This window comes from Kangiella koreensis DSM 16069, from assembly GCF_000024085.1.
GTDB lineage: Bacteria > Pseudomonadota > Gammaproteobacteria > Enterobacterales > Kangiellaceae > Kangiella > Kangiella koreensis.
This window is the reverse complement of sequence record NC_013166.1, coordinates 1,593,048-1,617,993: the sequence shown is the minus strand read 5'-3', so window position 1 is coordinate 1,617,993 and position 24,946 is coordinate 1,593,048. Positions and strand designations below refer to the sequence as shown.

The 24,946-nt window shown below is 43.9% G+C and carries 22 protein-coding genes and 2 tRNA genes; 15 read left to right on the top strand and 9 right to left on the bottom strand.

All coding sequences use genetic code 11. The features are described from left to right. Positions 1–8: 8 nt before the first annotated feature. The 8 genes from iscU (at position 9) to KKOR_RS07510 (ending at position 4,364) form a co-directional block, all read left to right on the top strand. Positions 9–392, top strand: a complete 384-nt coding sequence (iscU, locus tag KKOR_RS07545) for a Fe-S cluster assembly scaffold IscU (RefSeq protein WP_012801431.1) — start codon at positions 9–11, stop codon at positions 390–392. Positions 393–455: 63 nt separating this feature from the next. After that, on the top strand, positions 456–779 hold the full coding sequence (gene iscA / locus KKOR_RS07540) for an iron-sulfur cluster assembly protein IscA (protein WP_012801430.1): 324 nt from the start codon (positions 456–458) through the stop codon (positions 777–779). A 79-nt stretch (positions 780–858) separates the two neighbouring features. Continuing rightward, the gene (hscB, locus tag KKOR_RS07535; protein WP_012801429.1) at positions 859–1,392 is read left to right on the top strand and encodes a Fe-S protein assembly co-chaperone HscB; all 534 of its coding nucleotides are present in this window, start codon (positions 859–861) and stop codon (positions 1,390–1,392) included. A 25-nt stretch (positions 1,393–1,417) separates the two neighbouring features. Further along, positions 1,418–3,271: a Fe-S protein assembly chaperone HscA gene (gene hscA / locus KKOR_RS07530; RefSeq protein ID WP_012801428.1), complete on the top strand. Its 1,854-nt coding sequence runs from the start codon at positions 1,418–1,420 to the stop codon at positions 3,269–3,271. A gap of 9 nt (positions 3,272–3,280) precedes the next feature. Continuing rightward, complete coding sequence (gene fdx / locus KKOR_RS13575; protein WP_012801427.1) at positions 3,281–3,619, top strand: ISC system 2Fe-2S type ferredoxin; 339 nt, start codon at positions 3,281–3,283, stop codon at positions 3,617–3,619. 42 nt (positions 3,620–3,661) lie between these two features. Continuing rightward, positions 3,662–3,856, top strand: a complete 195-nt coding sequence (gene iscX, locus KKOR_RS07520) for a Fe-S cluster assembly protein IscX (RefSeq protein ID WP_012801426.1) — start codon at positions 3,662–3,664, stop codon at positions 3,854–3,856. A gap of 120 nt (positions 3,857–3,976) precedes the next feature. Further along, positions 3,977–4,052 (top strand) — tRNA-Lys (locus tag KKOR_RS07515). Between the two features lie 236 nt (positions 4,053–4,288). Next, positions 4,289–4,364, top strand: a tRNA-Lys gene (locus KKOR_RS07510). A gap of 139 nt (positions 4,365–4,503) precedes the next feature. Here KKOR_RS07510 and KKOR_RS07505 read toward each other — a convergent pair. The 5 genes from KKOR_RS07505 to KKOR_RS07480 all read right to left on the bottom strand — a co-directional run bounded on the left by KKOR_RS07505 (position 4,504) and on the right by KKOR_RS07480 (position 11,226). After that, positions 4,504–5,232 (bottom strand): helix-turn-helix domain-containing protein, encoded by a 729-nt coding sequence (locus tag KKOR_RS07505; protein ID WP_012801425.1) that lies wholly within the window; start codon positions 5,230–5,232, stop codon positions 4,504–4,506. A gap of 265 nt (positions 5,233–5,497) precedes the next feature. Next, on the bottom strand, positions 5,498–6,784 hold the full coding sequence (locus KKOR_RS07500; protein ID WP_012801424.1) for a glutamate-5-semialdehyde dehydrogenase: 1,287 nt from the start codon (positions 6,782–6,784) through the stop codon (positions 5,498–5,500). Positions 6,785–6,793: 9 nt separating this feature from the next. Beyond that, complete coding sequence (gene proB / locus KKOR_RS07495) at positions 6,794–7,597, bottom strand: glutamate 5-kinase (RefSeq protein WP_012801423.1); 804 nt, start codon at positions 7,595–7,597, stop codon at positions 6,794–6,796. A gap of 372 nt (positions 7,598–7,969) precedes the next feature. Then, positions 7,970–8,806, bottom strand: a complete 837-nt coding sequence (gene proB / locus KKOR_RS07485) for a glutamate 5-kinase (protein WP_012801422.1) — start codon at positions 8,804–8,806, stop codon at positions 7,970–7,972. Between the two features lie 341 nt (positions 8,807–9,147). Beyond that, positions 9,148–11,226, bottom strand: a complete 2,079-nt coding sequence (locus tag KKOR_RS07480) for a prolyl oligopeptidase family serine peptidase (RefSeq protein ID WP_012801421.1) — start codon at positions 11,224–11,226, stop codon at positions 9,148–9,150. A gap of 161 nt (positions 11,227–11,387) precedes the next feature. Here KKOR_RS07480 and KKOR_RS07475 point away from each other — a divergent pair, with 161 nt between their 5' ends. After that, positions 11,388–11,729, top strand: coding sequence for a hypothetical protein (locus KKOR_RS07475; RefSeq protein WP_041296029.1), 342 nt, complete (start codon positions 11,388–11,390; stop codon positions 11,727–11,729). A gap of 58 nt (positions 11,730–11,787) precedes the next feature. Here KKOR_RS07475 and KKOR_RS07470 read toward each other — a convergent pair whose 3' ends face one another. From KKOR_RS07470 to KKOR_RS07455, 4 genes are all read right to left on the bottom strand, one after another. After that, complete coding sequence (locus KKOR_RS07470) at positions 11,788–13,506, bottom strand: 2-oxo acid dehydrogenase subunit E2 (protein WP_012801419.1); 1,719 nt, start codon at positions 13,504–13,506, stop codon at positions 11,788–11,790. After that, positions 13,503–14,483, bottom strand: coding sequence for an alpha-ketoacid dehydrogenase subunit beta (locus tag KKOR_RS07465; RefSeq protein ID WP_012801418.1), 981 nt, complete (start codon positions 14,481–14,483; stop codon positions 13,503–13,505). The genes KKOR_RS07470 and KKOR_RS07465 overlap by 4 nt, the downstream gene beginning before the upstream one ends. After that, on the bottom strand, positions 14,483–15,574 hold the full coding sequence (gene pdhA, locus KKOR_RS07460) for a pyruvate dehydrogenase (acetyl-transferring) E1 component subunit alpha (protein WP_012801417.1): 1,092 nt from the start codon (positions 15,572–15,574) through the stop codon (positions 14,483–14,485). Before pdhA ends, KKOR_RS07465 begins: the two co-directional genes overlap by 1 nt. Positions 15,575–16,028: 454 nt before the next feature. Next, the gene (locus tag KKOR_RS07455; protein ID WP_012801416.1) at positions 16,029–16,412 is read right to left on the bottom strand and encodes a hypothetical protein; all 384 of its coding nucleotides are present in this window, start codon (positions 16,410–16,412) and stop codon (positions 16,029–16,031) included. Positions 16,413–16,554: 142 nt separating this feature from the next. Here KKOR_RS07455 and pepN point away from each other — a divergent pair, with 142 nt between their 5' ends. The 6 genes from pepN (at position 16,555) to accD (ending at position 24,940) form a co-directional block, all read left to right on the top strand. Then, positions 16,555–19,221 (top strand): aminopeptidase N, encoded by a 2,667-nt coding sequence (gene pepN / locus KKOR_RS07450; RefSeq protein ID WP_012801415.1) that lies wholly within the window; start codon positions 16,555–16,557, stop codon positions 19,219–19,221. A 32-nt stretch (positions 19,222–19,253) separates the two neighbouring features. After that, on the top strand, positions 19,254–19,577 hold the full coding sequence (locus KKOR_RS07445) for a hypothetical protein (protein ID WP_012801414.1): 324 nt from the start codon (positions 19,254–19,256) through the stop codon (positions 19,575–19,577). A gap of 59 nt (positions 19,578–19,636) precedes the next feature. Beyond that, complete coding sequence (locus KKOR_RS07440; RefSeq protein ID WP_012801413.1) at positions 19,637–20,656, top strand: aspartate-semialdehyde dehydrogenase; 1,020 nt, start codon at positions 19,637–19,639, stop codon at positions 20,654–20,656. A gap of 124 nt (positions 20,657–20,780) precedes the next feature. Next, positions 20,781–23,084 (top strand): FimV/HubP family polar landmark protein, encoded by a 2,304-nt coding sequence (locus tag KKOR_RS07435; protein WP_012801412.1) that lies wholly within the window; start codon positions 20,781–20,783, stop codon positions 23,082–23,084. A gap of 87 nt (positions 23,085–23,171) precedes the next feature. Next, positions 23,172–23,966 carry a tRNA pseudouridine(38-40) synthase TruA gene (truA, locus tag KKOR_RS07430; RefSeq protein ID WP_012801411.1) on the top strand — a complete coding sequence of 265 codons (795 nt, stop codon included), beginning with the start codon at positions 23,172–23,174 and terminating at the stop codon, positions 23,964–23,966. Between the two features lie 107 nt (positions 23,967–24,073). Next, positions 24,074–24,940, top strand: a complete 867-nt coding sequence (accD, locus tag KKOR_RS07425; RefSeq protein WP_012801410.1) for an acetyl-CoA carboxylase, carboxyltransferase subunit beta — start codon at positions 24,074–24,076, stop codon at positions 24,938–24,940. Positions 24,941–24,946 lie beyond the last annotated feature (6 nt).

Genomic DNA, 24,946 nt, shown 5'->3' with positions numbered 1-24,946 from the left:
ATACTACTATGGCTTATAGCGAAAAAGTAATTGATCATTATGAAAACCCACGCAACGTTGGTTCTTTCGAAAAGACTGACATTAGCATTGGTACAGGTATGGTCGGTGCGCCTGCGTGTGGCGATGTCATGAAACTGCAAATTAAAGTCAATGAGCAGGGCATTATCGAAGACGCGAAATTTAAAACTTACGGTTGTGGTTCTGCGATTGCTTCGAGTTCTTTAATCACTGAGTGGGTTAAGGGCAAGACAGTCGATGAAGCACAGACCATTAAGAATACCCAGATTGCTGAAGAGTTAGCTTTGCCTCCAGTAAAAATTCACTGTTCAGTGTTAGCTGAAGATGCAATTAAAGCTGCAGTGAAAGATTACAAAGAAAAGCACGGTCAGTAATTGATTATTCGTCGCTTGTTATTCATCAAGTAATACAACAAGGTAAGAAGGTTAGGATTTAATATGGCAATCACCTTATCCGATGCAGCAGCAGAGCGTGTTAAAAGTTTCTTAGCCAATCGTGGCAAAGGACTTGGCGTTCGTCTGGGCGTTAAAACCACAGGTTGCTCTGGCTTAGCTTATGTCTTGGAGTTCGTTGATGAACTGAATGAAGATGATGTTGTTTTCGAAGATAAAGGCGTTAAGGTGATTGTTGATCCCAAGAGTAGCCTTTATCTCGACGGCACTCGTCTGGAGTTTATAAAGGAAGGTCTGAATGAGGGCTTTGAGTTTGTGAACCCGAACGTTAAGGGCGAGTGTGGTTGTGGTGAGTCTTTCACAGTTTGATAGTCTGTGAAGCTTTCACAAAGTAATAAGACTGTTTGTCGCGCGACTTGCTTTTAACTCTTCAATAAGAATTCCTGTTATGGCTAATTCACAGCAAAACTATTTTGAAATGTTCGGCCTTGAGCCGAACTTTTCTATCGATATTCCAAAAGTTTCAGCTAAGCTAAGAACACTCCTCAATAGTGTGCACCCCGATCGATTTGCCAGCTCTGGCGCTCAGCAACAAATGCTTTCCATGCAGAAGACGACGCAACTGAACGATGCATTTGCTGTGTTAAAAAATCCTGTCAAACGTGCTCAGTATTTGTTGCGCCTGAAAACAGGTATTGATACCGCAAAAGATCATACGGTCAATGACCCTGAATTTTTGATGCAACAGTTAGAATTACGGGAAGAGCTGGAAGATATTGTTGCCAGTGGTGACATTTCCCGATTAAATCAATTTGCTGATAAAATCAGTGAGTTAGAAGAAAAGCAGGAAGAGCAGATGTCAGAATTATTTGCTCATCAGCCCCTGAATACTGAAGAACTTGAAAAAGCGATTTATAAGCTCCAATTCTTGCATAAAACCTTGTCTGATATTGAGCAAGCAGAAGACAAGCTTATAAGCTAAATACATTGAACCAGTAACTATATTTATGGCGTTATTACAAATTTCAGAACCTGGCAAAAGCACTGACCCGCACCAACACAAATTGGCGGCAGGTATTGACCTTGGAACGACCAACTCTCTGATTGCGACTGTACGTAGCGGTAAGGCTAAAACGTTGCCTGACCTGGAAGGCGATCACATAATGCCTTCCATTGTTCACTACGCAAAAGATGGAACGGTCTCAGTTGGAAAGTCGGCAAAACTATTTGTCTGTTCTGATGCTCTCAATACCATCAGTTCGGTTAAGCGATTAATGGGCCGTGGACTTAAAGATGTTCAGAAGATTAAAGAGTTTAGCGCCAACCGATTAACAGCATCTGGTACCGGAATGCCTGCGGTTGAAACGGACTGCGGTATTAAAAATCCGGTTGAAGTGTCTAGCGAGATTTTAAAAACCTTAGTTAAACGTGCTGAGGATTCATTGGAAGGTGAATTAGGCGGTGTCGTAATAACGGTGCCAGCATACTTCGATGAAGCTCAACGTCAGGCGACTAAGGATGCTGCACAAATTGCTGGGGTTAAAGTCTTGCGCTTGATCAGTGAGCCAACCGCTGCGGCTCTGGCTTACGGTTTAGACACTGGTAGTGAAGGTATCCATGCCATTTATGATTTGGGTGGCGGCACTTTTGATATTTCCATTTTACGTCTTGAAAAAGGCGTGTTCGAAGTGATGTCAACTGGCGGCGATAGTGCCCTGGGTGGCGATGACTTTGATCGAGCTATAGCGGGTTACTTGGTAGAGCAAGCCGATATCGATAAAGGTGATCGGGGTGCTTATCAGATGGCCATGATTAAAGCGCGCGACGTTAAGGAAGCTTTGACTGATCATGATAGTGTTGAGATTAATTTTAAACACTGGAAAGGCTCAATGGATCGAAAGCTCATGGAATCATTGATCGCGCCCATTGTTGATAAAACCTTGGCCGCTTGTCGCCGCACCTTAAAAGATGCAGGACTCAAAGCGTCAGAGGTGCAGGATATTGTGATGGTCGGTGGTTCAACCCGCGTTCCGCTTGTCCGCCAAAAAGTTGAAGATTATTTTGGCAAGAAGCCTTTGACCGATATTGACCCTGATAAAGTAGTTGCCATTGGCGCTGCGATTCAAGCAGACGTTTTAATTGGTAATAAAAGTGATGAGGATATGTTGTTGTTAGACGTTATTCCTTTATCGCTCGGGGTTGAAACTATGGGTGGCCTTGCAGAAAAGATCATCCCTAGAAATACGCCAATCCCAATTGCTAGAGCTCAGGAGTTTACCACCTATAAAGATGGTCAAACGGCTATGGCGATTCATGTAGTGCAGGGTGAGCGTGAATTGGTTGAAGACTGTCGCTCGTTGGCACGTTTTGAGTTGCGTGGTATTCCGCCAATGGTTGCGGGTGCAGCACGCATTAAAGTGGCTTATCAGGTGGATGCCGATGGCTTGCTTAAAGTAACCGCTGAAGAAACCATAACTGGTGTCAAGTCTGATATTACGGTTAAGCCTTCTTATGGCCTGAATGATGAACAAATTACGACGATGCTACAGTCTTCCGTGAGTCATGCTGAAGACGATATGAAGGCGCGCATGTTGCGTGAGCAACAGGTCGAAGCCAAACGCGTGATTGAAGCTGTGCAGGCTGCTTTAGCTGAAAGTGGTGACAAGTTACTGTCCAAAGATGAGCGTCACGCCATTGAGCAAGCATTGAAACAACTTGCCTACATCAGTGACAATGGTGACATTGAAGCTATTGAAGAAGCTATTAAAGTAGTCGATAAGAGTACAGAAGAATTTGCCAGCCGCCGGATGGATGCGAGTATCGCAAAAGCCTTGGTCGGCCATGAAATTGATGAAATATAAGGGTTAAACATGCCTAAAGTTATTTTCTTACCCCATGAAGAGTTATGCCCAGAAGGCGCTGTATTTGAGGCCGAAGAGGGTGAAACGGTTCTGGATGTTGCCTTACGCAACGATATTGAGATCGAACATGCCTGCGAAATGTCGTGTGCCTGTACAACCTGTCATGTCATTGTCCGAGAAGGCTTCGACTCGTTGGAAGAGAGCGATGAGCTTGAAGATGATATGCTGGATAAAGCGTGGGGGCTTGAGCCTGAGTCACGTTTAAGCTGTCAGGCAGTGGTTGATGATGAAGATTTGACGGTGGAAATCCCTAAATACACCATCAACCAAGTCTCTGAGCGTCATTAGAGGCCAGTTTTTGAGAGGCCTATTTTTTATGAGAGAACTCCTATGAAATGGATCGATAGTTTAGATATTGCCATTGAGTTATATGAAAAGCATCCTGATGTGGACCCAAAAACCGTTAATTTCGTGGATTTGCAGAAGTTCGTCATGGGTTTAGAAGAGTTTGATGATGACCCAAAGCGTTGTGGTGAGCGTATTCTAGAAGCTATTCAGATGGCTTGGATAGAAGAGGCTGAATAGGGCGATTCCAGAGCTTAGAAAAAGCCGAAAAGAGCCAACAAAAGGTTGTATTTTCTGCAAAAAACAGTATTATACGCGTCTCACCAAAAACGCACTTTGGTGACTCTCGTAAGAGAATTTGGGTTGCTAGCTCAGTCGGTAGAGCATCTGACTTTTAATCAGGTGGTCACAGGTTCGATCCCTGTGCAACCCACCAAATTCTCCCTCAAAGCATGAGGGAACAAAACCGCTAATGGAAATATTAGCGGTTTTTTTATGCCTATCATTATTGCTTACTTGATGTCTGAGCTCCCCACTTAAACTGCCCCTAAAATAATCAGCTGATAGAAATGTTCAATTAAGTGAAATTTAATCGGAATTTAGGCTTGAGTTTTCAGCTCAAAACGGTATTATACGCGCCATCGAGTTAGGCCATGGCCTGACAAGAGATTTGGGTTGCTAGCTCAGTTGGTAGAGCATCTGACTTTTAATCAGGTGGTCACAGGTTCGATCCCTGTGCAACCCACCAAATCTTTTCCCCTTCTATTGGAGAGGGAAGCAAAAACCGCTAATGGGAATATTAGCGGTTTTTTTGTGTCTGGGTTTTATGCTTAGCGTAGATTGGTGATATATCTCTTGGGTACATCATAAACATATAGCCATTCTATTCATGTATTTTTATCAATGCTATAGAACCTGGCTTCGACTATTAGTCCCAATACACCTAACGTCATTAAAAACACCGCCAGGATTAAGAAGATATTGTTGGCAGTACTTCGCTTATCCTTGAGCGACTTAACATAGTAACTCCGAAAACCCTCATCAAGTTTCACCATAAAAGATTCTCCTTTATATTCGCGGGTGATGATGCTGTCCGAGACCCAATTATGTGTGGTTTTCTCGTATATTTGTGGCATGTACTCGCCAGTAAACTTGATATAGCAATACCTGTCTTCGTTTGTTTTCAAACACTCATTGATTTCATGTTTGAAATCTACACCTAAAGATCGGTACTCGTACTGCTTGTTACTTGAGAGAAGCTCTAAGTTAGCAATAAAGAAAAACAGCACAGCAACTAAGATAAATGTTGAGCACACAATAACAGCTGCTTTTCGTTTTCCCTTGGCGATTTTATGTTTGCTATTGCTGTTGTTAGCAATGATAGGGATGTGCATCAGGTTTTGCCGAATATACTCTCTGTCTAGATCCTTGAGCATCTCATCAGGAGTGACCTCGTACGCGGTGCATAACTTGTCGAACATTTCGGTTGATGGAATGCTTTTATCATTTTCCATCTTGGATAAGTAAGACTGCTCAATACCCAGTTTTCGTGCGAATTCTGGTTGGGTCCAGCTGCTGGTTGAGCGTAAAGAACGTAACTTTTCACCTAGTGTCATTGTTGTTTCCTCGAATGGTTAATTGCCCTTATTATTGTTTTCAAAAGCCTTAAGAATAACCAGATGAATTGATTGGAATAACTAGGAATATACAGGAATATTTTAGAATTTAAATGGGGTAGAGCGCCTCTATTGGCAGTGGCTTTTATTTTAAGTGATTATCTGCAGAATTAAAAAAGCCGCAGGGCTCTTAGAAAGAGGACACCCGCGGCTTTGGCATAGGGCTAGTCGACCCTATTGCTCGAACGCTTTTGTTAGCACTGGTTTAGTAGTGCTTGGCTTGGCCTTGGCCGGTAACTACATATTTTTCAGTAGTTAGCTGTACCAGTCCCATTGGGCCGTAGGCGTGCAGTTTACTGGTTGAGATACCAATCTCTGCGCCAAGGCCTAATTCGCCACCATCGGAGAAGCGCGATGATGCGTTAACCATCACTACTGATGAGTTGATGCGACGTATAAACTCATTACCACGGTCAATGTTTTCAGTGACAATCACTTCAGTGTGGCTTGAGCTGTGTTCTAGAATATGAGCAACGGCGTCATCATAGGATGCAACCTGCTTTACGCTCATAGCAAGGCTCAGGTATTCGTTATGATAATCTTCTGCGCTTGCTTCAGTGGCATTGTCCAGTTGTGCAACTGAGTCTTTATCAGCTTTAAACTGGATACCAAATTCGTTACCTAGTTTTTTGACACGCTTTAGAAACTCGTTAGCAATGTCTTTATGGATAACCAGGCTTTCCAGTGAGTTACAGACACCAGGACGCGATACCTTGCCGTCTTTCAATAGCTTTTCTGCTTTATCCAAGTCTGCAAACTTGTCGACATACAAATGACACACACCTTTAAAGTGTTGAATCACTGGAATTTTACTGTTGTCGGTTACTGCGCGAATTAAACGCTCGCCACCACGTGGGATGACCAGATCAATGGTGTCGCGGAACTGGAGCAGGTGATTAACTGCTTCGTGGCTTTGCGATGGAACAATGCAGACCATTTCTTTGCTGTGTCCACAATCGGCCAGCGCATCATGCCAGCACTGAATCAGCGCTTGGTTAGAGTGCCATGCCTCTTTACCGCCGCGCAGGATAACCACGTTACCTGATTTGAGCGTCAGGGCAGCAGCTTCCACCGCGACGTTTGGACGAGCTTCATAAATCATCAGGATGACACCTAGCGGAATGCGCATTTTTCCAACACGAATACCATTCGGACGCAGGGTGCTTGGGCCCATTTCACCGACCGGGTCGGTCAGGCTCATGACATTATGTAAAGCGTCAACCATGCCATCAACGCGCGCTTCATCAAGTAGCAAGCGGTCAACCATCGCATCGGACAGGTCGTTGTCTTTGGCGTACTGAATGTCTTTTTTGTTGGCTTCCAGGATCTGGTCCTGGTTGGCTTTTAGTTTTTTAGCCATCGCCGCTAAAACATCATTCTTCTGGCTGCTGGTTAAGTTGCCCAGCGTTTGCGCGGCCTGCTTGGCGCGCACGGTTAGTTCATACAGCTCTTGCTGTTCTTTACTTTCAAATGAGTTTTCTTTCATCGTCATAAATTCCTCCTAGGCTACCGATACTTCTTTACAAGTACGGTGGATCAATGTCCCTGGGTTCTGGTTGCTGAACAACCTCATATAGCTTTCGTTCTTACCATTACAGATAATGGTGTCGATACCGTTCTCGGATGCAAAGCGCGCAGCTTGTAGCTTGGTTTGCATACCGCCAGTACCGCGAGGATTGTTGGTATCTTTGCCAACCGCCATGGTTTCGTCGTTAACACCTTTAAACTGAGTGACTAACTCGGCTTCTGGATTGACCTTTGGGTTGTCATCATAGACACCGTTAATGTCACTGCAGATGATAAGTAGGTCAGCATCTGTTAATGCGGCAACCTGAGCCACCAAGTTATCGTTATCACCAATTGTCAGTTCCTCTGTGGCCACCGTGTCATTCTCATTCACGATCGGCATGGCACCTAACTCAAATAAGGTCTGGAATGTATTACGAGCATTTTCAGAACGCTCTGGGTTTTTGATATCGGCGGAGGTTAATAGAACCTGTGCCACCACATCATCAAAGAAGCGTTGCCAGTGTCGAACCACCATAGATTGGCCAATCGCAGCCAGTGGTTGCTTTTCTTTACGGGTTAATACGTCGTTATCCGGCTTGACCAGATTAAAACCAGCGGCCACGGCACCAGATGAAACTAAGGTGACATTCTTGCCAGCTTTGTGGCACTTACGAATAAAGTGTGCAATTGGCAAACAATATTCTGAAGAGCAGGAGCGACCGTCAGGAGCAATCAGTGCCGATCCAACTTTAATGACTATATTTTTGTATTGACTAAAATCGATGTGTTCGAGCATGGAAAACCTTTTATTTCATGTAAAGGATGAGTGAATGGAAATATCGAAGGGCGTGCTTGAAGACAGGACTGCGGTCAGTTGTAACTGATGCAGTAGCAACAGAAATAGCGTTGGGCTGGCTTAAAAAGCCCGCCGTTGCTGTCTTTTTCGCTGTTGAATTAATAGTAAGCACGGTTCGCATTGTCACCATACAGATCCTAATGTCAAATTCTACCCCGATAAAATCTGAGAGCGTCCCTAAGCGCCTCTTAGAGCTGTTATATTGATTTAACTGGTAGGGTAGTAGCATTAGTTTAAGTATTGCTAACTACCCACGAGGCCATCTCTCAGCGATTTTCGGGTTTAGCTAAAATTATTTGAAATAACAGTATCTTATGCCTCGGATAAGGTGTGCTTATCTGAAGGCTCGTTATTCATAACTTTTGCCTGACCTGGGTAAAGCCAGGTTCCTGGGTTCTGGTTTATCCATAATTGGTTATAGGCCTCCTTCTTTCCATTGCAAATGGTCACAGCAATACCATGAGAATTAGCCAAAAATGCTGATTGAAGTTTACTCAGCATACCGCCACTGGAGCGAGGGTTATGCTTAGTTTTGGCATAATTGATAGCTTGTCGGCACCCGTAACTGATAGTTTTAATCAGCTGAGCACCTGGATTTGCATGTGGATTATCATCAAAAACACCGTCAACATCGCTACAAATGATCAATAGATCCGCTTCCGTAAGTAGTGCGACCTGGGCCGCTAAAATGTCGTTGTCACCAAACTTGAGCTCCTCAGTGACCACCGTATCGTTTTCATTAACAATCGGCACTGCGCCATAATGTTCAAGTTGAGCAAATGTTTTTTTAGCATTGCTGGCTCGTTTTGGATTGCTTATATCATCAGAGGTCAATAAAACCTGTGCAACATCCTGATCAAAGAAGCGCTGCCAATGCCGTATGACAATGGATTGTCCGATAGCCGCCAGTGCTTGTTTTTGTTCCAAGTTAATCGTTTGGTCCGCAGGTAGTTGTAATTGATTAAATCCGGCTGCTACTGCGCCAGATGACACCAGAATGATCTGTTTTGAAGCTGCATGGCATTTTTTTATAAAGTTAGCGATAGGCAAACAGTACTCAGCGGAACAGGCGCGCGAGTTAGGAGCTATCAAGGCGGAGCCTACTTTGATAACAATTTTTTGATAGCGACTAAAGTCTATTGTGTTCATTTGCGTTTCTCTCAGGCATTAAAAAACCCGCGAAGCTTTTGGCTTGCGGGTTTCTGTGGTTTATCGTCTTTCTTATTGAGTACTATCTACAATAACTCATTAAAAAATAATCACACAGCGCAAGCCGAGACTTTCCGGGAGCGGGAAGACTTGTGGGTTGAGCCATAAGAGGCTGTGCTATGTGAAGGAATTTGTTCATGACGTTGATAATCGCTGGAAACTGGCTATCAGTCAATTAACTTTTGGTTATACAGTGTTGTAGTCGATACATCAGAGGAAATGATACGCAATATAAAAAGGGACCGAGGAGGTCCCTTTTTTAACGTACGAAATGGATATTCTTACTTAAGTTGATCGGCAAGATAGGTATGAATCAATGCATAAAGTTTGGCCGACTGTTCATTATTAGCTGCACCGCCATGACCACCTTCAGTGTTTTCGTAATACAAAACATCGTGTCCCATAGCTTGCATCTTGGCGACCATCTTGCGTGCATGCCCAGGGTGGACGCGGTCATCACGAGTTGATGTTGTGAAGAAAATTCTTGGGTAATCTTCATCTTCGTGAACATTATGATAAGGCGAGTAGGTTTTGATGTAGTTCCACTCATCTTCATTATCAGGATTACCATACTCACCCATCCAACTTGCACCGGCCAGTAGTTTGTTGAATCGCTTCATATCGAGTAGTGGAACCTGACATACAACGGCGCCAAAGAGGTCAGGGCGCATGGTCGCAACGGTGCCCACTAATAGACCACCATTACTACCGCCGCGTATTCCCAAATGCTCTTCGGAAGTGATTTTTCGCTCAATCAAATCTTCGGCAACGCTGATGAAATCATTAAAGGCCACATGACGATTTTCTTTTAAAGCCGCTTGATGCCAATCAGGACCATACTCACCACCGCCACGGATGTTAGCTAGAACGTAAACACCGCCTTGCTCTAACCAGTTCTTACCGGTGAGGGCGGAATAGCTAGGGTTCAGAGAGACCTCAAAGCCACCATAGCCATAAAGCAATGTTGGGTTTTTACCGTTGTACTCAAGATCCTTGGGCATCACGATAAAGTAGGGCACTTTCACGCCATCTTTTGCTTCAACAAAATGTTGCTCAACTTTGTAAGGTTCAGCATCAAAAAAAGCTGGTAAGCTTTTTAGCTCGCTGAACTTCTTAGTTTTCTCATCGAAGTATGAAAGAGTACTCGGGGTTAAGAAACTGGCATAGTTAACAAAAAAGTTATTATGCTTGTCACTGGTTGAGGCGACTGACAATGTACCAAACTCGGGCAAATCAACCTTCTTGCTTTGCCACTTACCATCAGCATACCAGTAGCGATGCAACTCACTGCTAACATCTTTCAACAGGTTAACCAGTAAGTAGTCTTTGGTAGACGATATACCGCTGATAGCAGTACGCTCATCAGGCACTATCACTTCAGTAAAGTTCTTTTTACCGCCAAGATAATCATTAATATCAATCGAAAGCAGCGATGCCTGCTGATAAGTTTTATCCCCAATGGTCCAGTCAGACTTCAGTTCAATTAGAAGTTGGCCATTATTGATTCCTCGTACGGTGCTATCTTTAGGGCGGTCAAGTTTAACCAAGCCTTCATCTAAGAGCAGGTACATCTCAGAGTTGTAGAAATCGAGCCCCTGGTAAATAAGCTTATAGGATTCTTCTTTATCGCGAGTGACAAAGGCTTGTACTGCAACATCGCTTTGGTTGCCTGCGAAAACAGCCGTTGCGTCTTCGTGTTTTTGGCCGCGCTTCCACAGTTTCACAACTCGTGGATAACCGGAGTCGGTCAGGCTGTCTGCGCCAAAGTCTGTACCGACAAAGACTGTATTTTTATCAATCCAGCTTAAATTACTCTTTGCTTCAGGTAGTTGGAAGCCTCCTTTAACGAAGCTTTTGCTTTCAACGTTAAATTCACGAACGACAGTGGCATCAGCACCACCACGTGAAAGACTCACAAGGCAACGCTGGTAATCCGGATATAGGCAGTTAGAGCCTTTATAGACCCAGTTTTCGTCTTCTTTTTCAGCGAGTGCATCAACGTCAAGAATCACTTCCCACTTTGGGTCTTCTTTTTTGTACTCTTCTAACGTTGTTCGACGCCACACGCCACGCACATTGTCCTCATCACGCCAAAAATTATAAAAATAACCATCCATTTCATTGACGTAAGGGATGCGCTCATCAGAGTTGAGAATTTCAAGATTGGTTTCGTATAATTCTTTGTAAAGAGGCTGCGACTGCAAATAGCTCAAAGAAACTTTATTGTTTTCTTCGACCCACTCGAGGGCTTTCTTGCCTTCTACGTCTTCAAGCCAGATATAAGGATCACTGGCTTCTTTAGCTGAAACCGTGGTAGCTAGTAAACCACTCAGCAAGCCGGTCAGTAATAGTTTTTTCATTGTTCTTTCCACACGAGCCTCCACAAAATCACATTTTCGGATCAAAAGATCCTAATGTTTAAAATTAACTTTCCAAATATAAAATCACCAAAGAGCATAGCAAAGCGCTAAAAGCTCCGCTAGGATACAAATGTGTTGAAATATTACAGAAGGAAAGTGGTTTGACGCATCAAAGAACAATTATAGAAGAACACTATGATACAAAAGCGAGAATACAGTTAGATTTTATAAGCTATATAAAAATAGCTTTATTTGTATGTATAGGTTTTGCACTGATGTTTGCTTTGTTTTTATTAACCGTATCACCATTTGAAGAGACTGCTGTTTCAGTAGGGAGTATGCTGATAAGTTTTCTTCCTACAATATTTTTATATTTTATTTTTGCAATTTTGGGTAGCTTGTTAATGTATCCAATTTACCGTTGGTGGTGCGAAAAGCACCGTGGACAGCTAATGTCTGGAAAGTTTGCAATGATAAGAGAAATAGAGAAGGAAGAAGGGTAATAAAAAAGCGTAGGTTAGAAACTAACGCTACGCTTTTTTATTTAGCTCTTAACCTGAACTAACGAGCTAACTGTAAATCTTCCATCACAGCTGCTAAGAAGCGAGCTGCTTCTCCGCCAGTACAGGCGCGGTGATCGAAAGTTAAGGATAGCGGCAACATTTTTGCGTTGGTGATGCCTTTATCGGTTAGCTTTAATTCGTTACGGAAGCGACCAGTACCTAGAATCGCGACTTGCGGTGGCGATACTACTGGTGTGCCGTAGCGACCTGCAATTGAGCCAAAGTTTGAAAGAGTGATAGTTGCGTTTTGCTGATCATCCTGTTTCAAAGATTTAGTCTCAATCTTCTCACGAAGTTCCTGCACTCTTGCGCGAACGCCTGCCATATCCATACGATCTGCGTTGTGAATAACAGGAACGTATAAACCATCAGGAGAGTCTACGGCTATTCCGACGTTTACATTCGGGTGCAATAGGCGCTCGAAGTTTTCACCATCAAACCATGCATTCATGGCTGGTACCTGTTTCGCCGCAGTGACAAGCGCACGAACATAACGAGCTAATGAGTCAGTGCCTTTGGGCCATGCAGTAATGTCGACATCTTCAACCAGGCTGGTTGGAACAACCGTTGCCGCTGAGTTTGCCATACCCATCGCCATAGCACGACGTACGCCACGAACCTTTTCAGGTTGAACTTCAAGGTTAACTGCTGGCAAACCTTTGGCTTGCTGAGCTGACATAGCTGGCTGCGATTGACGTGGAGCTGATGAGCCGCCTTTGCTAGCTTGCTCAACGTCATCACGGGTAATCGAACCTTTGCGTCCTGTTGGTTGGCAATCGCCTAAATCAACACCAAGTTTACGTGCGAGAGCACGGACAGCAGGAGAGGCTTTATAAGCAAGAGGGTTTGAAGTGTCGACACCGGCTGCTTGCTGAGGTTGCTGGGCCTGAGTTGTTGAAGCTGTTGCACCAGATTTGGCTGCTTCACGCACGTCTTTCTGCGTAATGGCGCCATCTTTGCCTGTGCCTTTAACTTGCGTTAAATCGACTTTCAGCTTCTTGGCTAATGCTTTAACAACCGCATTGGCTGTTTCCGCAACAACATTGTTGCCGACTTCAACAGCACCAACTACGGTGCCACTGTCTGCGCGTTTTTCTTCGCCAGCTTCTTCTTTAGCAGGAGCGGCAGGTTTGCTTTCGCTAGCAGTGCCATCGCCAGTACCACCAAACTCTACTAAAGGCGCACCGACTTCGATAACGTCACCGGCCTGGCCATAAAGCTTAGACACTTTTCCGGCAAAGGGAGAGGGGACTTCAACTACGGCTTTAGCAGTTTCCATTTCAACCATTGGTTGATCGACAGAAACGGTTTCGCCTTCTTTAACTAACCAGCGTACGATTTCGGCGTCAGGTAAGCCTTCGCCCAAGTCAGGAAGTAAGAAAGTGTCGCTACCACCCGCAGGAGCTGATGCTTGCGGTACTGCGTTTTCTGTTGCTTTCGCTGTCACAGGTGCTGGTTCAGGAGCTTCTTCAGCCACTTCGCCGACTTCACCAAATGTGACCAGAACGGCGCCCACATCAATCACGTCTCCTTCTTTGCCATGTAATTTTCCAATACGACCTGCGAATGGAGAAGGCACTTCAACCACGGCTTTAGCAGTTTCCATCTCGACCATTGGCTGGTCGACAGTTACTTCATCACCTTCTTTAACTAACCAGCGTACGATTTCCGCATCTGGCAAGCCTTCACCTAAATCGGGTAAGTTAAACTGTTTCATTTGTACTCCATGATTTTGCGCGCTTCATCGAGGATACGATCCACGGTCGGCATATATTGTTTTTCTAAGCGGTAATAAGGCATCACCGTATCATAACCTGATACGCGGCCAATTGGCGCCAGTAAACTTAAAATCGCTTTTTCAGCAATTTCAGCAGCAATTTCAGAACCGATTGAGCCGGATTTTGGTGCTTCTTGAACGATACAAACGCGCCCCGTTTTCTGGACAGACTCAAGGATTGTATCCATATCAATAGGACTGATTGTTGCTACATCAATCACTTCGGCATCAATACCTTCAGCCGCTAACTTTTCAGCAGCTTGCAAGGTTTCATGCATCATAGCGCCCCAAGAGATCAAGGTGATGTCAGAGCCTTCACGATCAACAAAGCAAGCTTCTAAAGGATATTCTTCACCAGTATCTTCAACTTCATGTTTAACGATACGGTAAACGCGTTTTGGCTCAAGGAAAATCACCGGATCTGGATCGCGTATTGCTGCTAACATCAAGCCATAAGCGCGGCTTGGGTTAGAAGGAATGACCACTTTAAGACCTGGAATGTGAGCAAATAATGCCTCAGTAGATTCTGAGTGGTGCTCAGGAGCATGGATACCGCCGCCATAAGGAGCACGAATTACCATCGGTAAGGTTAAGCGGCCACGAGTACGGTGACGCATACGAGCTGCGTGACAGAAAATCTGATCAACCGCCGGGAAGATAAAGCCCATGAATTGCATTTCAGCAATGGGCTTCATACCTTGTGCAGCCATACCAATGGCTAAACCGGCAATCATTGATTCTGCAAGAGGTGAGTCGATAACGCGTTCAGTACCAAATTTCTTTTGTAGGCCGTCGGTTGCACGGAAAACACCGCCATTTTTACCGACGTCTTCACCAAACAATACAACATCTTTATCGTGCTCAAGCTCATAAGCCATCGCTGCATTGACTGCTTCAATTAAAGTAATCGCTGCCATTATTTTGCACCTCGCGCTTTTTCGGCCAGCTTAATAGCTGCTTCACGTTGTGGTTTGGTATTTTCAGGTAGCTCAGCGTATAGATGATCAAACATCAATTCTGGACCTGGCTTTGGAGCCTCTTCGTATTCTTTAACTGCGGCATCAACTTCTTTAGCAATTTCAGCCTTCATAGCTTCCTCGTCCTTATCAGACCAGGCTTTGTTGGCTTCTAAGTATTTACGCAAACGAACCATGGGTTCATTTTTCCAAGCTTCTTCTTTAACTTTAGGATCGTCGTAACGAGAAGCATCATCTGCTGTAGTGTGGTCACATAAGCGATATGTGATAGCTTCAATCAGAGTAGGGCCGCCACCATTACGCGCTTTTTCAAAGGCGTAATCAGCGACTTGCTTGACCGCAATAATATCGTTACCGTCAACCTGAACTCCCTCGATACCTGCAGCAATTGCTTTCTGTGCATAAGTTTCGCAGGCAGTTTGGATTTCAGTGGGTACCGAGATTGCCCATTGGTTGTTGTTGATCATGAAAACAACGCCAAGATTCCAGATGCCGGCAACGTTAATACCTTCGTAGAAGTCACCTTCTGAAGTACCGCCTTCACCAATTTCAGTGGCAACCGCACGTTTTTGCCCGCGCATTTGAATAGCTTTGGCTACGCCTGATGCATGAACAATCTGGTTAGCAATTGGTACACAAATTGGAAAATCATCTTTGGCTACAGAATAGTTAGAGCCTTCTTCATCGCCACCCCAGTAAAGAAGGATTTCTCTCATGGTGATACCGTGCTTTAGCATGGCGCCAGTAGAGCGGTAATAAGGAATAAGAACATCATCAGCGGTCATTGCATCGCCATACCCAATGCCGATAGCTTCCTGACCTAATGAAGCAGGGTAGGTACCCATTTTACCAGTACGTTGCAAAGCATATGCTTTTGCATCAAAAGCACGTAGCAAAGCCATTTCACGGTAAAGTTTACGCATTGTGTCCATATCTTTGGCAAATGCGGGTAGTTTCTGGGTTGGTTTACCCTGAGGATCAAGATACTGGTGGTACTTGATTTCAAAAGAAGCAACAGTTGTAGTCGTCAAGGCTACATTCTCCTAAGGTTACTGGGAAAAAAATTCTGTTCGTATCAAAGCTCATTGAGCTTCAACGACTGTTTTCACGTAATCTTTTTACTCTTTGATCAGAAATAGTCCGATTATACGTGAACTTTCTAGTGTTTTCGTTAACGGTTTATGAAGAGTGGTTTTTAATCAGCCACTTTATAAAATAAACTTATTTATTAATAAGTTAGAGTATTTTTTCGACCGTTAATTTGAGCTTTCCCATGGTTAAAAACAGCTGTTTTCGGAGGCGATTGTACGGATTTTTAAGCCTTTTGTATAGTAAATGGCAGTTCTGACCCGTGAAGCATCAGTTTTGTTGTTGGCAACCCGTGGAACGATTAGTAAAACTTATCTATGGATATAGGTAATTTACTAAAATTCAAAGAGTTAGTCGATTATAGCGAGTCATCATAGCTAGAATAAGTATCCAAAATCAGGCCTTAATATCCATCTCAAAATAAGCATGTTCCGGGCAGAAAGCTAAGCCTTTGACGCAGTTCTTATTGCACTGCCTCCACTTACAGGTTTCGAAGGTTAAACCGCCATGCTTTTGCACCATCAAGTCAACTCTAGCATAAGTGGTATCCAATTTTTGCCAAGCTGCTTGGTCTACCACTTTTACGCAAATGCCGATCTGATTGCCTTTAGCAATATCAATGTGCCAGAGCTGACCGCACTCCGGACATTGGTTCAAACAAGCCCATTGCGAAGGATTCCAGTCCACTTCATCAAAACCGCGAAGGGGGTGTTGTGGACTACTGCTGATGATTTCATCATCCCCTAACAGGATCTCGGCTAACTCAGGACATTGACACATAATAAGTTTCTATTAGTAAGTTTGGTTTTGGCGAACTCTTTTATATCGAATAGTTGGCATGATTGCTACAATAGCGCCAATTTACTTTTGACAAATTATTGGGCTGTAAAGATTAACAGACAGGCCGTAACTAAGAGCTTTTATGAAAACTAGCGATAGCATCCCTGTAAAATACCGCAAAGATTATAAACCATCAGCATATTTGATTCATGAAACGAAGTTGGACTTTGATTTATTTGATGACCACTCTATTGTAACTGCCCGTTTAAAGTTGCAGGCTAATCCCAATGCGGATCCTTCCGACAGTCTGGTTCTAGATGGTGAAGAGTTGAAGCTACTGGAAATCTTTATTAATGGTCAAAAGTTAGAATCGGCTCAATATGAAACGGACTCTGAGCAGTTAACGGTCTGGTTGGATAAGGTGCATAACCTTAACTATCAGCAAAATTCCTTTGAGCTAATGACTAAGGTTAGAATTTACCCTAACACTAATACCAGCCTCGAAGGTTTGTATCTGTCGAATGGTAAATTTTGTACACAGTGTGAGGCTGAAGGATTCCGCAAGATAACCTATTATTCTGACCGTCCTGATGTGATGAGCATTTTTACCGTTCGTATTGAGGCTGCACAGCAGAAATACCCTCACTTGCTTTCCAATGGTAATCAGACCGAGCATGGAAAGCTAGCTAATGGACGCCATTATGCTATTTGGCACGACCCATTCCGCAAGCCGAGCTATCTGTTCGCCTTATGTGCCGGCAATTACGACTTATTAGAAGATCACTTTAAGACTCAGTCAGGGCGTAAGATCAAACTCGAAATTTATGTAGACAAGGGCAAGCTTGAGCAATGCCATCATGCTATGGCATCACTTAAAAAAGCCATGGCTTGGGATGAAGAGGTCTTCGGACTTGAATATGATCTTGATATATACATGGTCGTAGCAGTTGGTGACTTCAATATGGGCGCTATGGAGAACAAAGGGCTCAACATATTTAACACCAAGTATGTTTTGGCACACTCAGATACTGCTACCGACCAAGATTTTGAAGACGTCGAAGCTGTTATTGCCCATGAATACTTCCACAATTGGACTGGTAATCGTGTTACATGCCGTGACTGGTTTCAATTGAGTCTAAAAGAAGGTTTAACAGTTTTTCGTGACCAGCAGTTTACTGCAGACCAAACGGATCATGCCGTTAAGCGTATTGAAGATGTTAAAGTTATCCGTTCGCATCAATTTGCTGAAGATGCTGGACCGATGGCACATCCGATCCGTCCCGACAGCTATATTGAGATGAATAACTTTTATACTGTGACGGTTTACAATAAAGGTGCAGAAATCATCCGCATGTATCACACCTTGCTAGGTGCTGGCGGATTCCGACATGGAATGGACTTATATTTCGAACGCCATGATGGGCAGGCAGTCACGTGTGAAGATTTTGTTTGCGCAATGGAAGATGCCAATGAATATGATTTAAAACAGTTTAGACGTTGGTATTCGCAAGCGGGCACTCCAGAGCTAACAGTAACCAGCGAATATGATGAGTTACATAGAAAACTGACCCTGCATGTTAAGCAAACGTGTCCAGATACACCTGGGCAATCAAACAAACAGCCTTTCCATATCCCTTTAAAACTTGGCCTGCTTGATAAAGAGGGTAAAGATTTACCACTTCAATTAGCAGCCAATCCTGAGCAATTGACTGGCGACATTTTGCATATAACTCAATTAGAACAGTCGTTTGAGTTTACTGAAATCGCACAGCAGCCTGTGTTGTCATTGCTACGCAATTTTTCAGCACCGGTTCGACTGCATTATGATTATAACGATCATGAGCTGGCTTTCCTGTTCGCACACGATAGTGACCCTTTCAACCAATGGGAGGCGGGACAGCGTTTATTTGCTCGAGTGATTTGGCAGTTATGTGCTGAGCAGGAGGCGGGCGAGGTCATGCAGTTCCCTCTACACCTGGTTAACGCGGTGCAGAACCTATTATCAAGTGAATCGCTTGACGGCCGCTTTAAAGCCTTGGCACTCACTTTACCTGATATTAAAGCACTGATTGAAGAGGTTGAGCGGGTTAATCTTGATCACTTGATTGTCGCACATAACTTTCTGAAAAAAGAATTAGCCTGTCAACTGGAGATGGATTGGTTGGTGCATTATCAGGCCAATCATCATGTGGGTAAGTTCCAGCAGGATAAAACGTCAATTGCACAACGAGCCTTTGCTGGTGTGTGCTTGAGTTATCTGGTGGCTTTGGAAAAGCCAAAGGCCTATGAGTTAGCGGTTAGCCAGTTACTTAACAGTAATAATATGACGGATGCTGAAACTGGTTTAAAGTTGCTTATGCATTCCAATTATGAGGATAAACAGCAACTAGCTGACGATTTTTATCAGAAGTGGCAAAATGAAGACTTGGTGGTTAATAAATGGTTTATGTCGCAAGCGACTGATCCAAGTGACCCAACCATTGAGCGGGTAGAGACTTTAATTGAACATCCCGCATTTGATCTAAAAAATCCAAATAAAGTCAGAGCTGTCGTTGGAGCATTTGCGGGAGCAAACTTAGCGCAGTTTCACCGTAAAGATGGGCAGGGTTATGTTTTCCTGGCCGAGCAGATCAAAAGACTGTATAGCGTGAACCCACAAACTGCTGCCCGTTTGACCGGCGCTTTTAACCGCTGGAAAAAGTTTGATGATGAGCGTCAGCGCTTGATGTGTGAACAATTACAGGGTATTTTGCAACTGCCTGATCTGTCCAAAGATGTCTATGAAATAGCAAGCAAGGCTTTGGGTTGATTCAATTTAATCGATAAGAGTAAAGGTTAGTTATGTCAATTATCAGTTGTATTGTGTGTGGTAAGCGAATTTCGAGCAAATCGGAAGTTTGTATGCATTGTGGTGCTGTGCTAAAAGGCACAAGTGAAGAGCAGTTAGAGCGGGCCATTCATATTCAGAAGATTAAACGAAGTCGTCGTATACAGAGCTTTTCCTTCCTGGCCATTTTGCTTGTCGCTGCCGGTTTTTTATTGAATTTTGTCCACCCAAAAGAAAATGGAGCAATGTGGGTAACCGTTTCATATTATATGATCGCCGCCGGATTCGTAGGTTATATTGCTTTACGTGTTTGGCTAATGTTCTTAAAAAAGAAATAGTTATAACTCATTTCTAGAATTAATATTAATCCCTGTTTTAATGTTTTCGGAGAGCTAAATTGAAAAAAGTTAATGTGGTCATCGTCGGCGCTACAGGTGCCGTCGGTGTTACTATTCGTGAGATTCTGGAAGAGCGTGATTTTCCAGTTGAGAATTTGTACTTGCTCGCTAGCGAGCGTTCCGCTGGTGAGCGCGTGATGTTTAAGGGTAAGTCAGTTCGTGTTGAAAATCTTGCGGACTTTGACTTTTCGAAAGCTGATATCGGTTTGTTTTCTGCAGGTGGTGACATCTCTGCCGAGTATGCACCCAAAGCTGCGGAGGCCGGCTGTGTGGTGGTCGATAACACCTCCCACTTTCGTTACGACGACGATATTCCTCTAGTTATAGCCGAAGTTAATCCTGAGCGAATCGCTGACTATAAAAACCGTGGCATTATAGCTAACCCAAACTGTTCTACGATGCAGTTATTGGTTGCTTTAAAACCCATTCAGGATGACGTGGGTATTGAACATATCAATGTCTGTACTTACCAAGCTGTTTCAGGTTCTGGCCACAAAGCAGTCGAAGAGCTGGCTAGCCAAACCGCCGAACTGCTTAATGGCCGCCAAGCAACCAGTAAAGTCTACGATAAACAAATTGCTTTTAATGTCTTACCGAATATCGATGCAATTCAGGACAATGGTTATACCAAAGAAGAAATGAAGATGGTGTGGGAAACTCATAAAATCTTTGAAGACCCTTCGATTGGTGTTAGCCCAACTGCAGTAAGGGTTCCGGTATTTTACGGGCACTCCGAAGCAGTTCATATCAAGACTCGTGTGCCGCTTGACGCTGAACAGGCCAGGTTCTTGTTGAAGAATGCCGAAGGAGTAACGGTGGTTGACGACATGAGCAAGCTTGATTATGCGACTCCTGTGACTCATGCTGGTGGTAAAGATGACGTGTTTGTCAGCCGTATTCGTCAGGATGTGGGAATGGAAAATGGACTCGCTATGTGGGTAGTTTCCGATAATGTTCGTAAAGGTGCGGCATTGAACACAGTTCAAATAGCTGAAATACTTGTAAAAAATTACTTATAGCCGCAAAATTAGCACTTAACAATAGCTAACTTAAAGTATAATCTTAAGTTCTGACATCAAAAAGCCGTGGGAACAGCGGCTTTTGAGTCGAATTTTTACTATGGGTATTTAAGAGGGAGAACTTATGTTTCGTAAATTAGCTGCGACTGTCGCTGTATCGACGGCACTAATGACTTCTCAGGCCTGGTCGCTCGGACTTGGTGAACTTAAAACTGAATCAGGTCTAAACCAACCACTAAACGCAGAAATCGTTCTTCTTTCTTCTAAGGAACTTCAAGAATCTGATCTGCGTGCAAAAATTGCCTCGTTTGAAGCGTACGAACGTTATGGTGTCACTAGGGAGCCATTCCATAGTCTGTTAAGATTTGAAGTGTATTCTAAAGCAGATGGCTCTAAAGCAGTTCGTGTTTCTAGCGACTCCCCAATTAAAGAACCCTATGTAAATATCATCATTGAACTAGATTGGCCGCAAGGTAAGTTAATGCGTGAGTATACCTTATTGTTGGATCCTCCTGTATTTAATAAGACTACACCAGTTGTCAGCACTGAACCAAGTCAAACACAAGTCACTCCGACCCAGCGGCCAGCTACCGTTACTGAGGAGGTCGCACGTACTCCTACAACAACCAGTCAAACGCAAAGCCAGCCACAAGAAGAGCCAGACAAACCTCAGCAGTCTCCAACAGAAACTACCACCAGAACTGAAGCAACCACACAACGCCGTGCTGCACCAGTGTTTGACGGCAACAGCTGGAGTGTGGGCCGCGGACAGACACTGTGGAGTATCGCCAGTCAAGTTAGACCGAATAATGCCACAGTCCAACAAACCCTGATTGCTCTTTATCGTAATAACCCTGATGCATTTATTAATAATGATGTTAATCGTCTAAAAGCCGGTTACCAGTTAAAAGTTCCAGAGCAGTCTTACATAGATAGTATTTCACATGCTGAAGCATTGAGAGCCTACCGAGCTTCATTGGGAGCTAATCAGGCACCTCTTGATGTTCGAAAAACTGTTTCCGAAACGCAAGCTCGTGATGACTCGTCGTCGCAAGGTGGTCGCTTAAGCATTGCCAGCGTTGAAGATAGCTCGCTTAATCAAGCAGGTGGCTCCGAAACTGATGCGGAATCTGTTTCGGAATTGCAAAGTGAGGTAAACACCTTACGTGAAGCTGTGGAAACTTTGAAATTACAAAATCAGCAGCTTAAAGAAGAGTTACAGGTTAAGGATGATCTTGCCGACACAGGAGTACAGGTCGAGGACGATACTTTAGCCGTATTGTCTGGCTCAGCTGATGTAGCTGAAGATACTTTGCCAATAGAAACTCCCGAAGAGCCGTCAGTAACAGAAGTGGCTGACAATGCTCAAGAGCCTGTTGTTGAAGAAGAAAAGAAACCAGAACCTCAGCTAACTCAGAATGATAAATCTAACAAAGAGTCATTTTATCAGGCCGAAGGCTTTTGGTATTGGGCGGGCGGTGGGCTATTAGCTCTGCTAGTACTCGCTGGCGGCGCTGTTTATTGGCGTAACCGCCAACCGCCAGAAGATGGTGAGTCAGGATTAATACCTTCATTTGGTGACTCTGGCCGCAAAAAAGAGCCTGCTTCTCCAAGAGACTCTTTCTTGAGTAAAGATAAAATGACACTTGAGGAGTCATCTTCTGATCCAGTTGGAGAAGCGGATATTTTAATTGCTCGTGGTAAAATGACTGAAGCCAAGAATGTACTTGAGAAAGCTTTATCTAAAACTCCCAAAAATGATGAGATTCGAGTGAAGTATATGGAAATATTGGCAAGCCAGAAGAATGCTCAAAAGTTCCACGAACTTAAAAAAGGGCTTTCTAAAGATTTTGACCATGACTCTAAACTTGGCCTTAAAGTTGCCAGTTTAACGTCGCTTGTTGAGCCTCCTAAACCCGCTGAGCCGGTAGTAAAGCAAAAGTCATTGCCTGATGAAGACGATGTATTTGGATATGATGATGAAAATAAGGGTAAAGAGGTCAATGTCGATTTAAGCGCTGAGCTTGAGGCAACGGAAGAACCTGAAGTAGAAACAACATCTTCAAGTGACTCATTAGACTTTGATTTGAGCGACTTCGAGAAAGAGGTTGAAGCGACGGCACAAGAAGACAAAGTCAAAGCTGATTCTGTCGTTGACACCGCCGAAGCGAGCGATAGTGGCTTGGAGTTTTCATTAGATTCGGATGACGAGAATTTAGTGACCCAAGAGCCTTCTGAATCATCTGCGACTTCAGTTGCTGAAGAGTCAGGTGTTAGTGAAGATGAAGTCCAAACTAAGCTGGAGCTAGCAAAAGCTTACATAGAAATGGGTGATGAAGAATCCGCAAAGGATATTTTGCAGGAAGTTCAAAAAGAGGGTAACGCCAAGCAGAGTGAAGAAGCTGGTAAACTTTTAGCAAAACACTAATCAACTGTTTGGAACGAGAAGGTAAGAACAGCACCGGGTTATGCCCGGTGTTGTGCATTTAAACAGCTTTATATTGAGACTAGAGTTATGACAAAAGTCGCGCTCTGCATTGAGTACGATGGGCACCGATATCATGGTTGGCAGCGTCAATCTCATGCAAGTTCGGTACAGCAAACGCTTGAAAAGGTGCTTTCCACTATTGCAGATGAGCCGATTGAAGTATCTTGTGCCGGACGCACCGATACAGGAGTCCACGCAACAGGACAGATCATTCATTTTGAGTTGAGCAATGAGCGGCCATTAAAAGCTTGGACCATGGGTGCCAATACACAGCTTCCCGATGATATTGCTGTACGTTGGGCACATTCAGTCTCTGATGACTTTCATGCCAGATTCAGTGCTAAAGCTAGACGTTACCGGTATATCATCGCTAACACTCCTACACGACCAGCTATATCCCGTTCAGGTTTGACCTGGTGTCGTGCACCGCTTGACATTGATGTTATGAATCAAGCCTGTGCTTATTTTCCTGGCGAGCAGGATTTCGCAGCTTTTCAGGCTGCAAGTTGTCAGTCAAAAACATCTTTCAGGAATATCCACCACTTATTTGTTGAGCGTTTGGGTGAGTATGTGGTCATAGATATAAAAGCTAATGCTTTTTTACATCATATGGTTCGTAACATTGCAGGCAGCTTGATTGAGATTGGCCGGTATAATCAAAAACCTGAATGGGCAAAGCAGTTATTGGATGGAAAGGATCGTACTCAGGCTGCATCAACTGCCAGTCCTAATGGCTTATACTTGGTTGACGTAGAGTACCCTGAGCAGTTTAGATTGCCCAAAGTTTCTCCAGGGCCGTTATTTTTGCCATCAAGGATGTGACTGGTTACTGAATTTTTAAAGTGGTTAAACCAGAGGTTTATTCCGTTTGCTACTAAACCTGTTACAATGCGTGCAATTTGTTAAGCGACGAATAAAAGACTGAAATTATGAGTTGGTTAGAACGATTATTACCAAAACGCAACCCTGAAGGGTCGCAAAAAAAGAAGTCCATTCCTGAAGGGGTATGGAGTAAATGTACGGCTTGTGAAGGCGTTCTGTATTACGCTGAATTGGAGCGTAGCCAGCATGTCTGCCCTAAGTGCAACAATCATATGCGTATCAAGGCGCGTACTCGATTAGAGCAGTTTATGGATGAGGCCAACCGCAAAGAAATCGGTGCTAATATGAAACCGGTTGATATGCTCAAATTCCGTGATTCAAAGAAATACAAAGATCGTATTTCAGCGGCCCAAAAGAAAACTCATGAAAACGATGCTCTAATCGCATTTAAAGGTACGGTCAACGATGTTCCAGTCGTGGCTTGTGCCTTTAACTTTGAATTCATGGGCGGCTCAATGGGTTCTGTTGTCGGTGAGAAGTTTGTGCGTGCCGTCAATGCGGCGATTGAAACGCGCTCAGCATTAGTGTGTTTTTCTGCCAGCGGTGGGGCACGTATGCAAGAGGCTTTAGTGTCTCTAATGCAAATGGCTAAAACCAGTGCAGCATTAGCAAAACTGTCAGAGGCTAAGCTCCCTTATGTGTCTGTCTTAACTGACCCAACTATGGGTGGGGTTACGGCAAGTCTGGCTATGTTGGGAGATGTGCAGATAGCCGAGCCAAAAGCCTTGATCGGCTTTGCTGGCCAACGAGTGATTGAACAAACTATTCGTGAAAAGCTTCCTGAAGGTTTCCGTTTAAGTGAGTTCTGGTTAGAGCATGGAGCTATCGATATGATTGTTGATCGCCGTGAAATGCGTGATACCGTGTCTCATCTTGTTGCAAAATTACTAAACCTCTCTAAACCTGCTGCCTGATACTTT

Coding starts and splice junctions, on each gene's coding strand:
- pepN (WP_012801415.1), top strand. CDS start 16,555: ATGAAAACTAGCGATAGCATCCCTGTAAAATACCGCAAAGATTATAAA.
- accD (WP_012801410.1), top strand. CDS start 24,074: ATGAGTTGGTTAGAACGATTATTACCAAAACGCAACCCTGAAGGGTCG.
- KKOR_RS07465 (WP_012801418.1), bottom strand. CDS start 14,483: ATGGCAGCGATTACTTTAATTGAAGCAGTCAATGCAGCGATGGCTTAT.
- iscX (WP_012801426.1), top strand. CDS start 3,662: ATGAAATGGATCGATAGTTTAGATATTGCCATTGAGTTATATGAAAAG.
- hscB (WP_012801429.1), top strand. CDS start 859: ATGGCTAATTCACAGCAAAACTATTTTGAAATGTTCGGCCTTGAGCCG.
- KKOR_RS07445 (WP_012801414.1), top strand. CDS start 19,254: ATGTCAATTATCAGTTGTATTGTGTGTGGTAAGCGAATTTCGAGCAAA.
- truA (WP_012801411.1), top strand. CDS start 23,172: ATGACAAAAGTCGCGCTCTGCATTGAGTACGATGGGCACCGATATCAT.
- KKOR_RS07470 (WP_012801419.1), bottom strand. CDS start 13,506: ATGAAACAGTTTAACTTACCCGATTTAGGTGAAGGCTTGCCAGATGCG.
- proB (WP_012801423.1), bottom strand. CDS start 7,597: ATGCTCGAACACATCGATTTTAGTCAATACAAAAATATAGTCATTAAA.
- fdx (WP_012801427.1), top strand. CDS start 3,281: ATGCCTAAAGTTATTTTCTTACCCCATGAAGAGTTATGCCCAGAAGGC.
- iscA (WP_012801430.1), top strand. CDS start 456: ATGGCAATCACCTTATCCGATGCAGCAGCAGAGCGTGTTAAAAGTTTC.
- iscU (WP_012801431.1), top strand. CDS start 9: ATGGCTTATAGCGAAAAAGTAATTGATCATTATGAAAACCCACGCAAC.
- hscA (WP_012801428.1), top strand. CDS start 1,418: ATGGCGTTATTACAAATTTCAGAACCTGGCAAAAGCACTGACCCGCAC.
- proB (WP_012801422.1), bottom strand. CDS start 8,806: ATGAACACAATAGACTTTAGTCGCTATCAAAAAATTGTTATCAAAGTA.
- KKOR_RS07455 (WP_012801416.1), bottom strand. CDS start 16,412: ATGTGTCAATGTCCTGAGTTAGCCGAGATCCTGTTAGGGGATGATGAA.
- KKOR_RS07505 (WP_012801425.1), bottom strand. CDS start 5,232: ATGACACTAGGTGAAAAGTTACGTTCTTTACGCTCAACCAGCAGCTGG.
- KKOR_RS07480 (WP_012801421.1), bottom strand. CDS start 11,226: ATGAAAAAACTATTACTGACCGGCTTGCTGAGTGGTTTACTAGCTACC.
- KKOR_RS07500 (WP_012801424.1), bottom strand. CDS start 6,784: ATGACGATGAAAGAAAACTCATTTGAAAGTAAAGAACAGCAAGAGCTG.
- KKOR_RS07435 (WP_012801412.1), top strand. CDS start 20,781: ATGTTTCGTAAATTAGCTGCGACTGTCGCTGTATCGACGGCACTAATG.